This is a genomic window from Plantactinospora sp. CNZ321 (assembly GCF_004217235.1).
In genome coordinates, this window is the sequence record NZ_SHKQ01000001.1 from 3,611,996 (window position 1) to 3,631,382 (window position 19,387).

The 19,387-nt window shown below is 71.9% G+C and carries 9 protein-coding genes; 8 read left to right on the forward strand and 1 reads right to left on the reverse strand.

Features of this window, described 5'->3' with window-relative positions:
* The first annotated feature begins 101 nt into the window (after nt 1-101).
* From EV371_RS15895 to EV371_RS15915, 5 genes are all read left to right on the forward strand, one after another.
* A complete protein-coding gene (locus tag EV371_RS15895) occupies nt 102-959 on the forward strand; it encodes an SPFH domain-containing protein (protein ID WP_130462724.1) in 858 nt (285 codons plus the stop codon).
* 186 nt (nt 960-1,145) lie between these two features.
* Nucleotides 1,146-2,414 (forward strand): outer membrane protein assembly factor BamB family protein, encoded by a 1,269-nt coding sequence (locus tag EV371_RS15900; protein ID WP_165436710.1) that lies wholly within the window; start codon nt 1,146-1,148, stop codon nt 2,412-2,414.
* 204 nt (nt 2,415-2,618) lie between these two features.
* On the forward strand, nt 2,619-4,235 hold the full coding sequence (locus EV371_RS15905) for an FAD-binding oxidoreductase (protein WP_130462726.1): 1,617 nt from the start codon (nt 2,619-2,621) through the stop codon (nt 4,233-4,235).
* A gap of 265 nt (nt 4,236-4,500) precedes the next feature.
* Nucleotides 4,501-7,098, forward strand: coding sequence for a proprotein convertase P-domain-containing protein (locus EV371_RS15910; protein ID WP_486484942.1), 2,598 nt, complete (start codon nt 4,501-4,503; stop codon nt 7,096-7,098).
* Nucleotides 7,099-7,315: 217 nt separating this feature from the next.
* Complete coding sequence (locus EV371_RS15915) at nt 7,316-13,528, forward strand: RHS repeat-associated core domain-containing protein (RefSeq protein WP_130462727.1); 6,213 nt, start codon at nt 7,316-7,318, stop codon at nt 13,526-13,528.
* Here the strand turns inward: EV371_RS15915 and EV371_RS15920 are convergent.
* Nucleotides 13,519-16,554 (reverse strand): tetratricopeptide repeat protein, encoded by a 3,036-nt coding sequence (locus tag EV371_RS15920; protein ID WP_165436711.1) that lies wholly within the window; start codon nt 16,552-16,554, stop codon nt 13,519-13,521. The genes EV371_RS15915 and EV371_RS15920 overlap by 10 nt on opposite strands.
* Before the next feature lie 154 nt (nt 16,555-16,708).
* Between EV371_RS15920 and EV371_RS15925 the strand changes: the two genes are divergently transcribed.
* From EV371_RS15925 to EV371_RS15935, 3 genes are all read left to right on the forward strand, one after another.
* Nucleotides 16,709-17,572 carry a BTAD domain-containing putative transcriptional regulator gene (locus EV371_RS15925; protein ID WP_130462729.1) on the forward strand — a complete coding sequence of 288 codons (864 nt, stop codon included), beginning with the start codon at nt 16,709-16,711 and terminating at the stop codon, nt 17,570-17,572.
* 84 nt (nt 17,573-17,656) lie between these two features.
* Nucleotides 17,657-18,055, forward strand: coding sequence for a nuclear transport factor 2 family protein (locus EV371_RS15930; RefSeq protein ID WP_130462730.1), 399 nt, complete (start codon nt 17,657-17,659; stop codon nt 18,053-18,055).
* 193 nt (nt 18,056-18,248) lie between these two features.
* Nucleotides 18,249-19,310 (forward strand): lytic polysaccharide monooxygenase, encoded by a 1,062-nt coding sequence (locus tag EV371_RS15935; protein WP_130462731.1) that lies wholly within the window; start codon nt 18,249-18,251, stop codon nt 19,308-19,310.
* Nucleotides 19,311-19,387: the final 77 nt, after the last annotated feature.

The window sequence follows — 19,387 nt, forward strand, 5'->3', positions numbered from 1 at the left end:
CGCCGTCGGACGAACCAGTGGTTGCCCCTGCTCGTTATGCTGCCGGCAAATAGCAAGATCACCTTGGGTTCCGGTCGGGGACCAGCAGAGGAGTTGCGGTAATGCCAGGGCTGTTTGTCTGCGCTCTCGTCGTCTTCGCGGGCGCGGTCCTCGCCGCCATGTACAGCATGTTCGCGCCGAGCGGCACACGGGGCCGCGTCCTGGGCGGCGCCGCCGGTGCGGCACTACTCGGAGTCGCGCTCACGGTCGGCTCGGCGGCGAACTCGGTACCGGTGCGGAACGTGGGCATCGTCACCTCGTTCAACAAGCCCACCGGTGAGGTCACCGGCAGTGGGCTGAACTGGGTCGCCCCGTGGGAGAAGGTCGGTGAGTGGGACGCGAGCCGGCAGAAGTACGACCACATCGGCGCCGACGACGCCGTTCCGGTCCGGACCGGGACCCTGGCGAACGCCGGGGTCGAGCTGCTCATCGAGTGGCAGGTGCGGTCGGAGAACGCCCCTCGGCAGTTCATGGACTACAAGGGGGACTTCGAGGCGTTCCGGGGCCAGCGCGTCGGTGTCCAGCTCGACGGCGCGGTCAACGACGCCTTCGCCACCTACAACCCGTTGGCGAACATCGACGCGAAGACCGGAAACCTCAACGTCGACCTGCGGCCCTTCGCGGAGAAGGTGCAGGCTTCGGCCCAGGATCGCCTCGGTGAGGACATCGAGATCCTGTCCGTGACCATCATCCGGGTCAACCACGACGAGAAGACCGAAGCCAACATCAAGGTGTTCCAGGACAAGCTGGCCCAGGGACGGAACCTCGACCAGGACCTGATCAACGCGGAGAAGCAGAAGGCCATCACCGAGAAGAACGCGGAGGTGGACAAGATCAGCCGTTGCCTGGAAATCGCGGAAAAGAACGGGAGCAACCCCGGGCTGTGCATCAACCCGGGAATCGTGACCGGCGCGAAGTAGCCTGCGGCGCGAGTAGCCCGCGGCGCGAAGTAGCCCGCGGCGCGAGTGGGCCAGGGCGATCCCGACCTGACGGCGCGACTCGCGGCGGCCGGCAACAGTGTCAGCCGCCGTCGGGCCGCAGCGCCCCACCGGAGGATGGCCGGGAGGATTTGCCGGTCAGGGGGTTGCCGCCGTACTTTCCTGCCCATGGATCGGTTTCGTCTGCTACCCCTTGTTCTCTCCCTCGCACTCGTCACGGGGTGCGGCCTTCTGCCAACCAAGAACGGTGGTGAGCCGGAGGTCGAAGGGCCGCACCGGGTCCCGGCGAAGGAGGCCTTCTCCGACGGTGGCGACAAGGGGACTCCGGAGACGGTCTCCCACCACTGGGTCGGGCTCAGCAAGGTCTGGGAGGTGCCACAGCTCGACGAGGTTCCGCACCGGTACGGCCTGGTCTCCGACGGCACCCGGTTCGTCGGGCTACGTAAGGAGATCGACGGCTCGGGCGAGGCGGAGTTGACCGGCTACGACGGTGCGAGCGGCAAGAAGCTTTGGCGGCAACAGCTACCGTGGGCCGCGGTCGCGACACCCGTGGCGTCCGGGGAAACGGTGGTCGTGCCGCTCGGGGAGGAGCACGAGACACTCAAGACCCCGGTGGAGTTCGTCGCCCTGGACACCACGACCGGGCAGGAGCGGTGGCGCGCCAAGGTGAGCCACCGGGCGTTCATGGGCAATCATGTCAGCAGCCGGCCCGCCCCGGAGCCGGGAGCGATCCTGGACGGGGTCTTCTACTACGCCGACGGGGCGAAGCTGATCGGCCGCGACCTTGTCACCGGGAAGGTTCGCTACCAGCGGACCAGCAAGTCGCACTACGCTCTGGTGGGCCCTCGCGCGGCGCGCGACCACCTCGTGGTCCTCGTCCGGCCCGACCCGTTGAAGGATACCGAGGGCATCAATACCAGAGTGCGGAGCGTCGCCGTGCTGAGCAAGGCGCTCAAGCCGGTGCACCAGTTCGACTTCCCGGAGGGCGAGGCACCCGACGAGATGGTCACCAGCGGCGACATCGTGGTCGTCACCAGCCACGGTGAACCGGGCCGGATGTGGGGCCTCGACGCGCGTACCGGCAAGAACCTCTGGGACCAGCCGCTGCCCAGAAAGATCCGCCTCGGCCTGCCGGTCGGAGGGGTGCTGTCGCTGGTCGACGAGGAGTATCGCTTCATCGGCCACGACATGCTCACCGGCGAGCAGCTCTGGACGTTGGCCACCCGCAAGGGCGACAACCAGTCGCTCCGGGGGCGGATGGTGGGCGTCGCCGACGGCACGTTGTTCGGGCTCGGCCACGGCGTGGAGATCGTCGACACGGCTTCCGGGAAGGTGATTTTCGGGCACCAGTTCACGCCGAGGGGCGGCGGCCTGGTCGTGGCGGCCGGGGGCCGCATCGTGATCTACAACCATGACGGGTTCATGGGCTTCGAGTGAGCGGCTCGGCGAGGCGGTACGGCGACGGCCCGGGCTCCGCCAGTTCCACACGGGCTGGACAGTAGGGTCTTCCCCCGTCCTGTTGGGTGGATAGCAAGATTTTTTGGCACGTCGAACGTCCCTAGCGTTGTCGGCGACGTCGTACGGCGGGGCACCGACCGTACGAAGAGACGCCAGCAACAGCAGGACGGGAGCATGCGCCAGATGATTGAACACCGCCGCAGAGATCTACTCCGCGCCACCGCGATCACCGCCGTTGCCGCCGGGACGGCCGCCCATCAGCTTCACCGGCCGGCGCCCGCCGTCGCCGGAAGGGCCGTCGACGGCTGCCCGGCGCCGTTCGGCCCGGTCGCGGTGGGCCCGGACGACCCGCGTTACCCGGATCTGGTCCGCCGGGGCAACCGCCGTTTCGTCGGCACCCCGGACCAGGTCCGGGTGGTCGGCTCGACCGAACAGGTCCGGGCCGCGGTCCAGGCCGGGGTGCGGGCCGGCCAACGGATCGCGGTACGCAGCGGCGGGCACTGCTTCGAGGACTTCGTCGACAATCCGCAGGTCCAGATGATCATTGACCTCTCCGGCATGACCGGTGTCCACTACGACCCGCTCCGGGCGGCGTTCGTGGTCGAGGCGGGCGCCACCCTGGGCGAGGTGTACCGCCGGCTCTACCTCGGCTGGGGCGTGACCCTGCCCGGCGGGTCGTGCCCGGGAGTGGGCGCCGGCGGGCATGTCGCCGGCGGCGGGTACGGTCCGCTGTCCCGGCTGCACGGCCTGGTCGTCGATCACCTCTACGCGGTCGAGGTCGTAACCGTGGACCGGACCGGGACGGCCCGGACGGTGGTCGCCAGCCGCGAGCCGGACGACCCCAATCGGGAGATGTGGTGGGCGCACACCGGTGGCGGTGGCGGAAACTTCGGCATCGTCACCCGGTACTGGTTCCGCTCGCCCGGAGCGACCGGCGACGACCCGAGCCGGCTGCTGCCCCGACCGCCCGCGTCCGTGCTGACCTTCACGGTGCAGTGGCCGTGGCAGGGCATGGACGAGCGGGGGTTCGCCAGACTGGCCCGCAACTTCGGCGACTGGTGCACCCGGCACCGCGCCGCGGGTGCGCCCTCGGCCCGGCTCTACGCCGAACTGTTGCTGTCCCGGCGACCGGCCGGCAACCACACGCTGGTCGGTCAGGTGGCCGGCGGCGCCGACGGCACCCGGCTGCTGGACGAGCACATCGCCGCGCTGGGCGCGGATGTCGGCGTGGCGCCGGTGCGCACCCAGGAGGTCCTGCCGTGGCTCACCTCGGCGCTGCGGGGCAACGGCGACGACGGCAAGCAGTGGCGGCTCAAGACGAAGGCGGGATACCTGCGGCGGGGCCTCACCGACCGGCAGATCGCCGCCGCGTACCACCACCTGACCCGCACCGACTACGCCAACCCGGCCGGGTCGCTGAGCCTCAACACCTACGGCGGGCAGATCAACGCGGTACCGTCGGCGGCGACCGCCACCGTGCAGCGCGACTCGGTGATCAAGCTGTTCTACCTCGCCGGCTGGGCCGACCCGGCCGAGGACGCCCGGCACCTGGGGTGGATCCGCGAGTTCTACCGTGACATGTACCCGGACACCGGCGGAGTGCCGGTGTCCGGCGACGTCAACGACGGCTCCTACATCAACTATCCGGACGTCGATCTCGCCGACCCGGCCTGGAACACCTCCGGCGTGCCGTGGTACTCGCTGTACTACGGGGCCAACTATCCGCGGCTGCGCCGGGTGAAGGCACGCTGGGATCCCCGCAACGTGTTCCGGCACGGTCTCTCCGTCCAACCCGGCTGACTCCGGCTGGCCCTCGCACGTGCCGCACAGTGCCGCGCGGCGCCGTGCGGCCCCGGGCGTACACGGGACAGCACATCCGGCGTATACAGCGGATTTTCCGGCCGATCACCCGCCGTCGGCGGACCGATGTGTCGCTTAGCATCGCCGGTAGTCGATCTCGGGTCCGATGTGGGCAGCCGCCCGCATCGGACCCGTCTCGGCGCGAGGGAGGAGACAGGCAGTGACACACCTGATACGGCCGGCGGGCCGGTGGAGGACGCGCGGGATGCTGGCCGGGACGGTCGCGGCGCTCGCCGTGGGGATGGCGGCGGCGATGGCGCCGCCGGCGTCCGCGAAGCCGGTCCCGGCAGACGAGGGCGTGATCCGGCACGCCGGTGGGGCGACGGCGGTGCCGGACAGCTACATCGTCGCGTTCCGGGACACCGCCGTCGCCGCGCGCGCGGTGGGCGACCGGGCCGGCACGCTGGCCGGCCGGGTTGGCGGCAAGGTCGCCCGCACCTACCGGCACGCGGTGCGCGGATTCGAGTTCACCGGCTCCGCCGAGATGGCCCGGCGGGTCGCGGCCGACCCGTCGGTGGCGTACGTGGAGCAGAACCACCGGGTGCGCAAGACCGACACCCAGTCGCCGACACCCTCCTGGGGGCTGGACCGGATCGACCAGCGACCGCTGGCCCTGGACAACAGCTACACCTATCCGACGACCGCCTCCGGCGTCCGGGTGTACATCGTGGACAGCGGCATCCGGTTTTCGCACAGTACCTTCGGCGGGCGGGCGGTCTCCGGCTACGACGCCATCGACGGCGGGACGGCCGACGACTGCGACGGCCACGGCACCCACGTGGCCGGCACCGCCGGTGGCCGTGAGTACGGGGTGGCCAAGGGCGTGACCCTGGTCGCGGTGCGGGTGCTGGACTGTACGGGCAGCGGCACGTACGGGCAGGTCATCGCCGGCATCGACTGGGTGACCGGTGACCACGACCCGGGCGAGCTGGCGGTGGCGAACATGAGCCTGGGCGGGCCGACGTCGAGCACCATCGACACGGCGGTGGAGAACGCGGTCGCCGACGGGGTGAGTTTCGCGGTTGCGGCGGGCAACGAGGAGGGCGACGCCTGTGACAGCTCCCCGGCCAGCGCCCCGAACGCGATCACGGTGGCGGCGACCGGCGGTGACGAGGAGGGCATCGGGCGCAACGACGAGCGGGCGTCGTTCACCAACTGGGGCAGCTGCGTCGACATCTTCGCGCCGGGGGTGGCGATCACCTCCTCGACGATCGACAGCAACACCTCCAGTGACACGTGGAACGGCACCTCGATGGCGTCGCCGCACGTGGCCGGCGCCGCCGCGCTGGTGCTGGCCCAGAACCCGACCTTCACCCCGCGACAGGTGCGGGACCACCTGGTCGGCAACGGCACCACCGGTGCGGTGATCAACCCGGGGCCGGGCTCGCCGAACGTCCTGCTGCACGTCGAGAACGCCGCGCCGGCGGAGCACGACTTCAGCGTCTCGGTCTCGCCGGCCGCCGGTTCGACGCCGCCGGGCGGCTCGCTCACCGCGACGGTGAACACGACGGTGACGGCCGGTGACCCCCAGCCGGTGACGTTGACCGCGAGCGGGCTACCGGCGGGTGCGACGGCCTCGTTCGCGCCGGCCTCGATCACCTCGGGCGGGTCGTCGACGCTGACGATCAACGTGGCCGGGTCGACTCCACCGGGCAGCTACTCGGTGACGGTCACCGGCACCGGCACCGAGGCCACCCGGGCGGCGACGTACGCGCTGACCGTGCAGGGGCCGCCGGGCTGTTCGGGATCCAACGACACCGCCACGCCGATCCCGGACGCGTCCAGTGTGGAGAGCACGATCACGATCTCCGGGTGTTCCGCCGTACCGTCGACGACCAGCGCCGTCGAGGTGCACATCGTGCACACCTACCGGGGTGACCTGGTGGTGAGCCTGGTCGCGCCGGACGGCAGCGCGTACGTGCTGCACGACCGGACCGGCGGTGACGCGGCGAACCTCGACCAGACGTTCGCTGTCGACCTATCCGGTGAGGCGGCGAACGGGACCTGGCGGCTGCGGGTGCAGGACGCCGCCGCGCTCGACGTCGGCTACCTCAGCTCGTGGCGCCTCGACCTGGGCGGCGGTGGTGGCGGCAGCCCCGGAACCTGCTCCGGCAGCAACCCCACCGACCTGACCATCCCGGACGCGTCGACCGCGGAGAGCACGATCACGGTCTCCGGCTGCGCCGGCAACGCCTCCGCCTCCAGCACCGTCGAGGTACGCATCGTGCACACCTACCGGGGTGACCTGGTGGTGAGCCTGGTCGCGCCGGACGGCAGCGCGTACGTGCTGCACAACCGGACCGGCGGTGACGCCGACAACCTGAACCAGGTCTACCGGGTGGACCTCTCCGGCGAGACGGCGAACGGCACGTGGCGGCTGCGGGTGCAGGACGTCGCCTATCTCGACACCGGTTACCTCGACTCGTGGTCGCTGGACCTGGCCGGCGGTAACTCGCCGACGGTCTGTTACGGCAGCAACAACACGGACGTGCCCATCACCAGCCTCTCCACCGTGCAGAGCACGATCACCCTGTCGGGGTGCTCTGGCAACGCGTCGGCGACCAGCGAGGTCGAGGTGCACATCGTGCACACCTGGATCGGTGACCTGGTGGTGAGCCTGGTCGCGCCGGACGGCAGCGCGTACGTGCTGCACAACCGGACCGGCGAGGCCGCCCAGAACATCGACCGCACCTATCAGGTGAACCTGTCCGGGGAGGGCCGCAACGGCGCCTGGCGGCTGCGGGTGCAGGACGCGGAGCTCGGGGACAGCGGCTACATCGACGGGTGGTCGCTGACGCTCTGACCCGATCCACCTGACCGACCTGACCGACCCGACCCGTGACCCCGGTGCGCCCCGTGCGCGCCGGGGTCACCGCCGTCCGCTCTCCCACTCCAGCCCGTAGGCGGACGGCCCGGCTCCCGCGACCGCCCCGGCCGGTATGCGTCGCGATGTGCGCTCCGCTGGACGGGCGCTGCATAGCGTTGCAGGTGTCGATGTCTTGCGAAGCTGGAGGACGGGCATGAGACGTACCCGGGTGATGGTCGCGGCCCTGACGGCGGTCGTGGCGGCCCCTCTGGTCGTACCTGCCGGAAGTGTCGCCGCGGCGGCCCGGCCCCCCGTCGACCAGCTGGCGGGCGCAGCGGCCCGGCCGGCGGTCGAGCGGATGGCGTCGGTACCGGTCGCGGCGGTTCCGGTCCGTCCGGCCGGGCCCGACCCGGCCACCATGGCCGATTCGCGGGAGCCGGTCGCGGTGCGCTGGCCGGCGGCCGGGGTCGCCGAGGTGGCACCGCCGACCCCGCTGACCGGCCGGTCCGCCGCCCAGGAGCCACGCCGGGCCCGGGCCGGCGAACTGCCGGTCCGGGTGGGCGCGCCGGCGGCGGGCGCGGGGCCGGAGCGGGTACGCGTGCAGGTGCTGGACCAGGCGGCGGCCCGGGGGATCAACCTCACCGGCGTACTGCTGAGGTTGCGCCGCGCCGACGGGGTGACCGCACCGGGCCGGGCCACCGTGGAGGTCGACTACTCGGGCTTCGCAGCCGCGGCCGGCGGCAGCTTCGGCACCCGCCTGCGCCTGCTCCGGCTGCCGGACTGCGTGACCGCACCGGCGGCCAGGGCGGCCGACTGCAAGGGTGCCGCCACCCCCGTACCGGGGCGCAACGAGGCCGCCGCCCGGCGGCTCGTCGCCGAGGTCGAGGTGCCCGGCGCCACCGACGCGGTCTACGCGGTCACGGCGGCGGCAGCCGGCAGTACCGGTTCGTTCGCCGCGACCAAGCTGGCACCGTCGGCGACCTGGCAGGTCGGGCTCCAGTCCGGTGACTTCTCCTGGAACTACCCGCTGGCGGCGCCCAAGGTGCCCGGTCCGACACCGGAACTCGCGATCAACTATTCGGCGTCCAGCGTGGACGGCCGGGCCGGCTCCTCGAACAACCAGCCGTCCTGGATCGGCGAGGGCTTCGACCTGGCCACCGGCTACATCGAACGCTCCTACCGGACCTGCCGGGACGACACCGGCGGCTCGGTCGACGCCTCCGACCTGTGCTGGGTCTCCGACAACGCGACCGCCGCCTTCCCCGGCGTCGGCGGTGCCCTGGTCCGGGACGACGTCACCGGCACCTGGCGGGCGCAGAACGACAGCGGCTGGAAGATCGAAAAGCTGACCGGTGCGAACAACGGTGACGACGACGGCGAGTACTGGCGGCTCAGCTCACCCGACGGCACCCGGTACTACTTCGGACTGAACCGGCCGACCGGCTGGGAGTCGGGGCGACCCGAGACCAACTCGACCCAGACCGCGCCGGTCTTCGGCAACCACGCGGGCGAACCGTGCCGGACGTCGAGCGCCGCCACCTCCTGGTGCCACCAGGCCTACCGGTGGAACCTCGACTACGTGGTCGACCGCAACGGCGACGCGATGTCGTACTGGTACCAGCGGGAGACCAACAGCTACGGGCGGTACAACGGCATGCCCTACTTCGGGGAGACCACCAGCTACGTCCGGAGCGCCTACCTGAGCCGGATCGACTACGGGCAGCGGGACGGCACGGTCTACTCCACCACGCCGGGCGCCCGGGTGGTCTTCACCGCGGCCGACCGGTGCCGCAACGCCGGATCGAGCTGCACCTCCAGCTCCGCCAACTGGTCGAACTGGCCCGACGTGCCGTGGGACCAGCAGTGTCAGGGTTCCTGCACCTACTACTGGACGCCGACGTTCTGGACCAGCAAGCGGCTCGGCGCGGTCACCACCCAGGTCCTGGTCGACGGCGCGCTGCGTGACGTCGACTCGTGGACGTTGCGCCAGTCGTACCCGGACCCGTATCCGGCCGACGAACCGTGGGGCGAGGAGAACGACGCCTCCCGGTCGCTGTGGCTGGCCGGCATCACCCGGACCGGGCACTCCGGTGGCACGGTCGCACTGCCCGAGGTGACGTTCAGCGGTGTGTCGATGAAGAACCGGCACAACGGCAACTCGGACTTCCCGTCGCTGTACAAGTGGCGGGTCAACCGGATCAACACCGAGACCGGCGGTCAGATCCAGGTCTCGTACTCGGCGGTGCAGTGCGGCGTCGAGCCGTACCTCGCCCCGGACCAGAACGTGAGCCGGTGCTATCCGAACGGGCGGCTGCCCAGCCCGTACGCCGGACCGGACGTCTTCTACAAGTACGTGGTGACCCAGGTCGCCGAGGCGGACCTGGTCGGTGGCGGTCCGACCCGCCTGACCCAGTACGAGTACGTCGGCGGCGCGGCCTGGCACTACGACGACTCGGAGGCGACCCCGACGAACCGGCGGGACTGGAACCACTGGCGCGGCTACCAGAAGGTGCGGGTGCGCACCGGCAACTCCTCGGCCGGCGTGCAGGGCCTCACCGAGCACCTGTTCCTGCGCGGCATGGACGACGACCGGCTCTCCGGCGGCGGGCGGCGCGACGTGCAGGTCACCGACTCGACCGGGAAGCAGTTGGAGGACCACCCCCGGCTCAGCGGCTTCACCCGGGAGACGACGGTCTTCGACGGCGTCGGCGGGCCGATGGTGACCAGTACGATCAACGACCCGTACCTGACCGCGCCGCTGGCCACCCGGGCCCGGACCGGCAACGACCCGTTGCAGGCGCACCAGCTCGACGTCGCGGTGGTCCGCAAGCGGGCGGCGCTGGCCGGCGGCGGCGTCCGGGTCGCCGAGGAGCACCGCAGCTTCGACGCGCAGGGGCGGATCCGGCAGGTGAACGACCTCGGTGACATCGCCGACAGCACCGACGACCGGTGTACCCAGACCAGCTACGCGACCAGCCCGGACCGGCACCTGACGAACCTGCCGTCCCGGGTGCTGAAACTGAGCCGGTCCTGCGACTCCATCCCCCGGTACCCGGCCGACCTGATCTCCGACGAGCGGCTCTACTACGACGGTGCCGCGACGACCGGCACGATCCCGGCCGCCGGCCACACCACCCGGCACGACAAGACCGCCTCCTGGGGTGCCACCGGACAGTCGTTCGTGACCAACGTCCGGGCGAGCTACGACAGTCACGGCCGGGCGGTGCAGACCGTCGACTCGGACGGCAACCGGTCGACCACCACCTTCACGCCGGCCACCGGCGGGCCGGTGACCCGGCTCGTCCGGACCAACCCGCTCGGGCAGAGCGAGACCACCTTCCTCGACCCGGCCCGCGCCCAGCCGGTCGCCCAGGTCGACGCGGGCGGGCGGCGCACCGAGGCCAGCTACGACCCGCTGGGGCGGCTGAGCTGCGTGTGGGAGCCGGGCCGGCCGCGTACCTCCTGCGCCACCGCCAGCCGGCGGCACACGTACCAGGTCAGTGCCGGCGGGCCGAGCGTGGTCAGCACCGCCACGCTGCGCGGCGACGGCGGTTACACCACCAGCTACGTGCTGCTGGACGGGCTGCTGCGGGAGCGGCAGACCCAGGACCCGTCGCCGTCCGGGGGCCGGATCGTCACCGACGTCCTCTACGACTCGCAGGGCCGGGTGGTCCGGAAGAACGCTCCCTACTACCACTCGTCCCCGCCGACCGGCACCCTCGCCACCGCGGCGGAGGAGTCCGTACCGGCGGCGACGACCTACGAGTACGACGGCGCGGGCCGGCCGACGGTGGAGGCGCTGCGCTCGTACGGGGTGGAGAAGTGGCGCACCACGACGACGTACGGCGGTGACCGGGTCTCGATCGACCCGCCGGACGGGGAGACGGCGACGACCCGGATCCTCGACGTGGAGGGGAAGACGGTGGAGCTGCGCCAGTACGCGGGCGGGGCGCCGAGCGGGGCGTACGACGCCACCCGCTACACCTACACCCGGGCCGGGCAGCTCTCCTCGGTGACCGACCCGGCCGGCAACGTCTGGCGGTACGGCTACGACCTGCGGGGCAGGAAGATCAGCACCGAGGATCCGGACGCCGGCACCACCAGCTACGTGTACGACGATGACGACCGGCTGGTCTCCACCGTCGACGGGCGCGGCCAGACCGTCGCGTACGACTACGACGCTGCCGGACGCAAGATCGGGGCGTACGCGGGCAGCCTCGACGGGACCCGGCTGGCGTCGTGGAGCTACGACACCGCACCGGGCGGGGTGGGCCTGCCGGCGAGCAGCACCCGCTACGTGAACGGGCAGGCGTACACCACCGAGGTGCTCGGCTACGACCAGGCGGGTCGGCCGACCGGCACCGCCGTGACCATCCCGGCGGCGGAGAACGAGCTGGCCGGGCGCTACGAGAACCGGCTCACCTACAACGACGTCGGCCAGGTCGCCACGGTGCGGATGCCGTTCGTGGCCGGGCGGAGCAGCCTCGGCGGGCTGCCGGACGAGACGCTGACCTTCGGCTACACCCCGCTCGGGCTCTCCTCGACCCTGACCGGACTGGCCGGCTACGTCACCGCCGCCCGTTACACCGAGCTGGCGGAGCCGCTGGAGCAGACGTCCGGCGTCGCCGGAACGCGGGTGTGGCAGACGTTCAGCTACGACCCGGCGACCCGGCGGGTGGTGCGGGCCCAGCTGACCCGGGAGACGGCGAGCCAGGCTTCGGTCGCCGACCGGCGCTACGACTACGACCCGGCCGGCAACCTGCGCTCGGTCACCGATACCCCGGCGGGCGGGGTGGCGGACACCCAGTGCTTCCGCTACGACCATCTGCGCCGGCTGGTCGCGGCCTGGACGCCGACCGGCGGCTGTGCCGCCGCGCCGAGCGTGGCCGCGCTGGGCGGCCCGGCACCCTACTGGCACGACTACACCTACGACGTGGCCGGGAACCGGCTCTCCGAGGTGCGGCACGCGGCCGGCGGCGACAGCGTGGCCAGCTACACCTATCCGGCCGCCGGCACCGCGCAGCCGCACACGGTACGCACGGTGAACCGGACCGGCCGGGGTGGCCCGGGTACGGACTCCTACTCCTACGACGCCGTCGGCAACACCACCGCCCGGCCGGGGCAGGTGTTGAGCTGGGACGCCGAGGGGCACCTGGCCAGCGTGACCGCCGGCAACGCGGTGACCAGCTTCGTCTACGACGCCGACGGCAACCGGCTGCTCCGCCGCGACCCGGGCGGCGCCACGCTCTACCTGGACGGGATGGAGCTGCGCCTCGACTCGGCAACGGATGCGGTCACCGGCACCCGGTCGTACCGGTTCGGAGGCGAGCCGGTCGCCGTGCGTACCCCGGCCGGGTTGGCCTGGGTCGCCACCGACCTGCACGGCACCGCGGAGCTGGCGGTCGACGCGACCTCACTGGCCGTGACCGTCCGCCGGCACCTGCCGTTCGGGGAGTCGCGCGGCGCGATCCCGGCGGCCTGGCCGGACGAGCGGGGCTTCGTCGGCGGGCAGCGCGACCCGTCGGTCGGGCTGACCCATCTCGGGGCGCGCGAGTACGACCCGGCGATCGGCCGGTTCATCTCCGCCGATCCGGTCACGGACGTGGAGGACCCGCAGCAGCTCCAGGGCTACGCGTATGCGGAGAACAACCCGACCTCGTTCAGCGACCCGGACGGGCGCAAGACGCAGAAGGAGCAACAGAAGCAGCTCAAGGCCGAGCTGAAGAAGGTGATGAAGCACGCGTTCCGCGACCCGGACGCGCTGCACGACATCCTGACCAAGCTGGTCAACCTGCTCAAGAAGGACCCGGACAGCAAGGAGGTCCGCGCCGAACTCAACAGGATCGCGTCGATCGTCAACGCCGAGGTCGACGACATCTACAAGGAGCTCGGCGCGAAATCGCTGAGCAGCCAGGCCAAGGAGGGGCTGAAGGCCCGGATCGAAACGCTGGCGAACTTCGTCACCGCGCTCGGTGAGCTGGTGCAGACGGTGCTCGGCAAGGAGTTCTCCAACTGGCGGGCCCGGCAGAACCTCGGCGTCAGCCTCACCGCCCGAGGTGAGGCGGGCGCGGCCGGTGCGTCCTGCTCCCGGGCGAACGGGGGACTCTGGGTCTGCGGCGGTGCGAAGTGGACGTTCAAGGCTCGGGAGTACACCCACGGCAACGTCTTCCTGACCAGGCGACCGACAAAGGACGTGCTCAAGGACAAGCTGCTGTTGGCGCACGAGGTCCGGCACGCCACCCAGTGGGCACTGTTCGGTCCGGTCTGGTTCGCGGCCCTCTACACCAAGATGGACAACCTCTCGAAGCGGGCGTACCAGGTCTTCGGCCCGCGCAAGCACGGTAAGCAACAGTGCGCCAACCCCGGTGCCTGCTACAACCCGTTCGAAATGGACGCCAACCTGTTCAACGGCGGGTACTACAGGTGACGGGTTCGGTAACCCGTCTGCGGACCGGCCCCGGGGGCGTGGCCGTGGCCGAGCTTGCCACGGACAGTCTCGGCCTCGGGCCGGCCCAGCCGGTCGAAGATGGTCAACGCCGCCCGCCAGGCCAGGCGGGCGGCGGGCACCGCACCAGCGGCGTACTGCGCGTCGCCGAGCCGGTGCAGGGACTCCGCCTCCTGGGTCCACCGGCCGAGTTCCCGGCACAGCTCGACCGCCTGGCGCAGATAGCCGATCGCCGACGTGTGGTCGCCGAGGAGGTGGTGGGCGTAGCCGAGGCTGTCCAGGGCGCTCGCCTCGCCGCCCCGGTTGCCGTTCTTCCGGTGCAGCAGCAGGGCCTGTTCGCAGTGGTCGATCGCCTCCCGGTAGCGGCCGAGGAGCGCCTGGCACCAGCCGACCGAGTTGAGGGCGCTGGCCTGGCCGTCCAGGTGACCCACCTGCTGGAAGAGCCGCAGCGCCCGCAGGTCGCTGCGGAGCGCACTCTCCGGGTCGGCCTGCCGTTCGGCCAGCCAGCCCAGGCTGCGATGGGTGAACGCCTCGCCGACGGTGTCGCCGAGTTCGCCGAAGAGGTCCAGCGCGCGCCGGTACGCCGCCCGCGCGTTGTCGTGGCGCCGCAACCGCACGTACGCGGCACCGAGGATCCGGTGGGCGTGTGCCTGGGCGGACCGGTCACCGAGGCGGTCGAGCGCCGGCATCACCCGGCCGAAGGTGGTCAGCCAGTCGTCCCAGTGGCCCCGATGGTCGAAGAAGTTCACCAGGGTCCAGGCGAGCTGCCAGGCGGGTGCGTCGAATCCGGTGTCGACCGCCCGGGCGACCACCTCCAGCAGTACGGCGTGCTCGGCGGCGAACCAGGCCAGCGCCGAGTGCTGGTCGGCGAAGTGCTCGGCGACCACCCCTGCCCGGGGCGGCGGGATGGCGATCGGGTCCCGCTGCGGCCAGATCAGTCGGTCGGCGGCGCGGGCCGTCTGCAGGTAGTGGTCGAGCAGCCGGCGTTCGGCGGCCTGACGTCCGTCCTCCGGGTCGTCGCCGGCCAGCTCGACGGCGTACGCCCGTAACAGGTCGTGGCAGGCGTACCGCCCGGGGATCACCTCGGCGACCAGGTGGGCGGCGGCCAACTCGGCGAGGACCGGACGGAGCCGGGCGGCCGGCTCGGCGGCGAGGCTGGCCGCCGCCGGCACGGTGATACCGGCACCGGGCGCCAGTGCGAGCAGCCGGAACAGTCGCGCCGCCGCCGGGCTGAGGGCCTGGTAGGACCAGGAGAAGACGGTACGGATGTTGGTGGTCGGGCTGGTCGTCCGGAACCCGTCCAGGCCCTGGTCGGCCCGGCGTAGCTCGGCGGCGAAGGATTCGAGCGGGAAGCGCGGGTTCCGGGCCGCCCGGCCGGCCACGATCGCCAGTGCCAGCGGGAGCCGGCCGCACCGGCTGACGATCTCCGCCACCGCCTCGGGTTCGTCGGCGACCCGCGCGTCCCCGAGCCGGCGGGCCAGCAACTGCCGGGCCTCCGTCTCGGAGAGCAGATCCAGCCCGACCGGATGCGCGCCGTCGGTGGCGACCAGGTCGGCGAGTTGATTGCGACTGGTGACGAGTACGGCGCAGCCCGGCGACCCGACCAGCAGCGGGCGTACCTGGTCGGCGTCGCGGGCGTTGTCCAGCACCACCAGCACCCGTCGGCCGGCCAGCCTCGCCCGGTAGAGACCGGCCTGGGCCGCCTCGGTGACCGGGAACTGCTGCTGCGGTACGCCGAGCGCGTCGAGGAAGCCGCGGATCGCCTCACCGGGGCCGAGTAGCGGGCCGGTCCGGTCGAAGCCGCGCAGGTTGACGTACAACTGGCCGTCGGGGAACCGGTCCGCCACCGCGTGCCCGGCCTGGACCACCAGGCAGGACTTGCCCACTCCGGGCGGCCCGGTGATGGCTATGGTCTCGGCCCGGTCGGTCAGCTCGGCGAGCCGCCGCCGGATCTCGTCCAGCTCCGCCTCGCGCCCGACGAACCGTGCCGGAGCCGGCGGCAGCAGATGCGGCGCGACCGGTCCGGTGGCGGTCGGCCCACCGGTCCCCGACCTCGCCCCCGACCCCGCCGCTGTTCCGGTGTCGGTGCCGGTGTCGGTGGCGGCCGTGCCGGAGTGGGCCGTGCCGGAGTGGACCGTGCCGGTCACGGGCCGGGTGGTGGCGGCCGGTGGCTGGGCGGCGGCGACGCCTACCGGTCCGGCCGTCGCGGCGCCGGTGGCCGCGCCCGGCGGCGGGTTGGCCAGCGGGAGGTCACGGCGCAGGATCCGGCGCTGCAACAGCTGGAGATCGGGGGCGTCGATGCCGCGCTTGCGCAGCAGCAGCAGACCGGCCCGGCAGAGCTGGGCAGCCTCGTCGACCCGTTGCTCGGCGTAGAGGGCGACGGCGAGCAGTTGGCGTAGCCCCTCGTCGTAGGGCTCCTCCGCCACCGCGCCGGAGAGCGCGATGATCACCTCGCCGTACCGGCCGAGCGAGGCGAGCGCCTCGGCGTGGGCGAGCCGGGCCGAGCGGTGCAGTGCGGTGAGCCGGGCGACCTCCTTCAGCGCGAACGGGCGATGGGCCACGTCGGCGAAGGCCGGTCCACGCCAGAGCCCCAGCGCGTCGTGCAGTACCGCGACGGCCCGGCCGGTCTGTTCGACGTCACCTGCCCGCAGCAGTTGGCGGGCGAGCGTGTACTCCTGCGCGAACAGGTATGCGTCGATCTGCTCCAGAGCCAGGTCAAGGCGGTAGCCCCGGCCCGACGGGCTGCCGGCGCCGCTGATGATGTCGGCGGCACCGGGGGAGTCCGGCTGCAGCGCCCGGCGCACGTGCGACACGTGACTGCGCAGCGTGGCCGGTGCGCCGGGCGGGACCGCGTCACCCCAGAGCAGTTCCACCATCCGGTGCGCCGGCACCGACGTACCCCGGTTGAGCAGCAGGATCGACAGCACCTCGACCTGCCGTGGCCCCAGCCGGACCGGGACGCCGTCGCGGAGCACCCGCACCGGGCCCAGCACCGAGACCATAAGCATTCCGACCTCGCATTTCGACGCTTTCGCGGCCACGACGCTGGATTCGTTGATGTTACCCGGGGCCTCTCCACGTCTCTTCCACGCTCCCTCCACAGCGGAGGTGTGATCCTGAGCGGGACGTTGCGGTGCGACGGTGGGGGAGGGAGCGGTCGCGATGGAGCTCGCGGTCGGGCTGTTGGGGCCATTGGACATCCGTCAGGACGGGGAGGCGGTCGCGGCCCCGGTCGGCAACCGGCGCCGGATCCTCGCCCTGATGCTGCTCGACGGCGGCACTGTGTCGCGCACCAGGTTGGCGGCCGAGTTGTGGGGGCGGGATGCGCCGCGGTCGGCCCCGGCCAACCTGCGCACGTACCTGTCCGGGCTGCGGGCGTGGCTGGCCGACCGCGCCGACCTGGTACGCGAGGGCGCCGGATGGCGGCTCGTCCCGCCGTCCCGGGTACGGCTCACCGTCGACGTGACCAGCTTCCAGGCCGAGCTGGCGCAGGGGCGCCGGGCGGCCCGGTGCGGTGATCTGGTGGCAGCGGGCGGGCACCTGCGCCACGCCCTCGGGTACTGGCGGGGCGCGCCGTTGCAGGACGTGCCGCAGGGAGGCCCGTTGGGCGCCCGAGCCGCCGTACTGGAAGCCGAACGGTTCGCCGCCACCGAGGAGTACGCGAGCGTGCTGGTCAAGCTCGGGGAGTACGAGGCGGCTCGGGCGATGCTGCACGAGTTCCTCGGCGACCATCCGCACCGGGAGCGCGCCTGGGGGCAGCTCATGGTGGCCTGTTACCGCAGTGGTGACCTGGCGGGGGCGCTCGCCGCGTACCGGAGCGCACGGGTCGCGCTGATCACCGGGTACGGGATGGAGCCGGGCGCCGAACTGGCCGCGCTGCATCGCGCGATCCTGCAACGCAGGCTTCCCGTCGGCGCGAACCGCGCGGCCGGGTACGCCTCGGACGACCCGCCGAACCGCCATCCGTCCCGGCAGGTGGTGCGGCGGCGGGCAGCGGCCGGATCCCGGAACCCCGGGCCCGGGTAGTCGGGCTGTCACGCGTCACCCCGCCGACTGTCGTACGCCCGTGGTACGAACCGGGCCGGAAATTCGCGCGGGAGGGGACCGAGCATGGACGTACGCGACGCGGCCAGACGATGGGCGACGGCCTGGGCCGAGGGCTGGCCGGTGAAGGACGTCGAGAGGATCGTCGCTCTCCAGGCCGAGGACGCCGACCACTGGGCGTCGATGTTCCGTCCCTACCGGGGGCGGGCGGGATTGCGCAGCTACGTCCAGGAGTGCTTCGACGAGGAGACCCGGCCGGCCGAGGTCTGGTTCGGCGAGCCACAGGTCGACGGCGAGCTGGCGGCCGTGGAGTACTGGGCGGTGACCTACCCGAACGACGAGCCGCTCACCATTTCCGGCTGCACGTTGCTGCGCTTCGACGAGGAGGGCCTGGTTGCCGAGGCCCGCGACTACTCGCATGTCAAGCCGGGGCGCCTGCTGCCGCCCGGTGGACTGTTCGGGTGAGGAAAGGCTCAGCAAGAGATTCACTTTCCTGGATGTGTCCAGTAGGATCATCGCGGGAGCCACCGAGCCAGCGCGGGCGGCACAGTCGTCCGCCCGCGCCTGTCGAATTCGTCATCTTGGTCGGCGCGTGTTTCCCCGCGGGCCAGGGCATCCCGTCGAGTGACGCATGTGTCGGCGGAATGCTGGAGCACTTATGAGAGCCTCACGAACAGCCCGCCGTCTGATCTACGCCGCGGTCGCGATCCTCGCCACCGGGCTCACGATGGTCGCGGTCAACCAGGCCGGTCCGGCCTCGGCGCACGGGTCGGTCACCAATCCGCCGTCGCGGAACTACGGATGCTGGGAGCGCTGGGGTGACGACCACCTCAACCCCAACATGGCGCAGACCGACCCGATGTGCGCCCAGGCCTGGCAGGCCAACCCGAACACGATGTGGAACTGGAACGGCCTGTTCCGCGAGAATGTCGGCGGCAACCACCAGGCCGCCGTCCCGGATGGACAGCTCTGCAGCGGTGGCCGTACCCAGGGCGGGCTGTACGCCTCCCTCGACGCGGTCGGGGCGTGGGTCGCGAAGCCGATGCCGAACAACTTCACGCTGACGCTGACCGACGGGGCCCGGCACGGTGCCGACTACCTGCTGATCTACATCACCAAGCAGGGCTTCGACCCGACCACCCAGCCGCTCACCTGGGGCAGCCTGGACCTGGTGCTGCGTACCGGCAGCTACCCGACCACCGGGCTGTACGAGGCCCAGGTGAACGCGGGCAACCGCACCGGGCGGCACGTCGTCTACACCATCTGGCAGGCGAGCCACCTCGACCAGCCGTACTACCTGTGCAGTGACGTCATCTTCGGCGGTGGCGGCAACCCGACCACCCCGCCCCCGAGCACCCCGCCGCCGAGCACTCCGCCGCCGAGCACCCCGCCGCCGACCACTCCGCCGCCGACCGGCGGTGGTGGCTGCACCGCGACCTACACGAAGACGAGCGAGTGGACCGGCGGCTTCGGCGCCCAGGTCACCGTGCGGGCCGGCAACGCCGCGATCTCCGGGTGGACGGTGAGCTGGAACTGGCCCAACAGCCAGAGCATCACCAGTTCCTGGAACGCGTCGATAAGCTCGAACGGTTCGTCGGTGACCGCCTCGAACGTCGGTCACAACGGCGCGTTGAGTGCCAACGGCTCCACCAGCTTCGGGTTCAACGGATCCTGGAGCGGCACGAACACCTCACCGACGCTGACCTGTACGGCCAGGTAGCACCGGCTCCGACGACGGGGATGGCGCCGGCCGGCGCCATCCCCGTCCGGCTCGTCGCCGGCTCGCCCCCGCCGGCA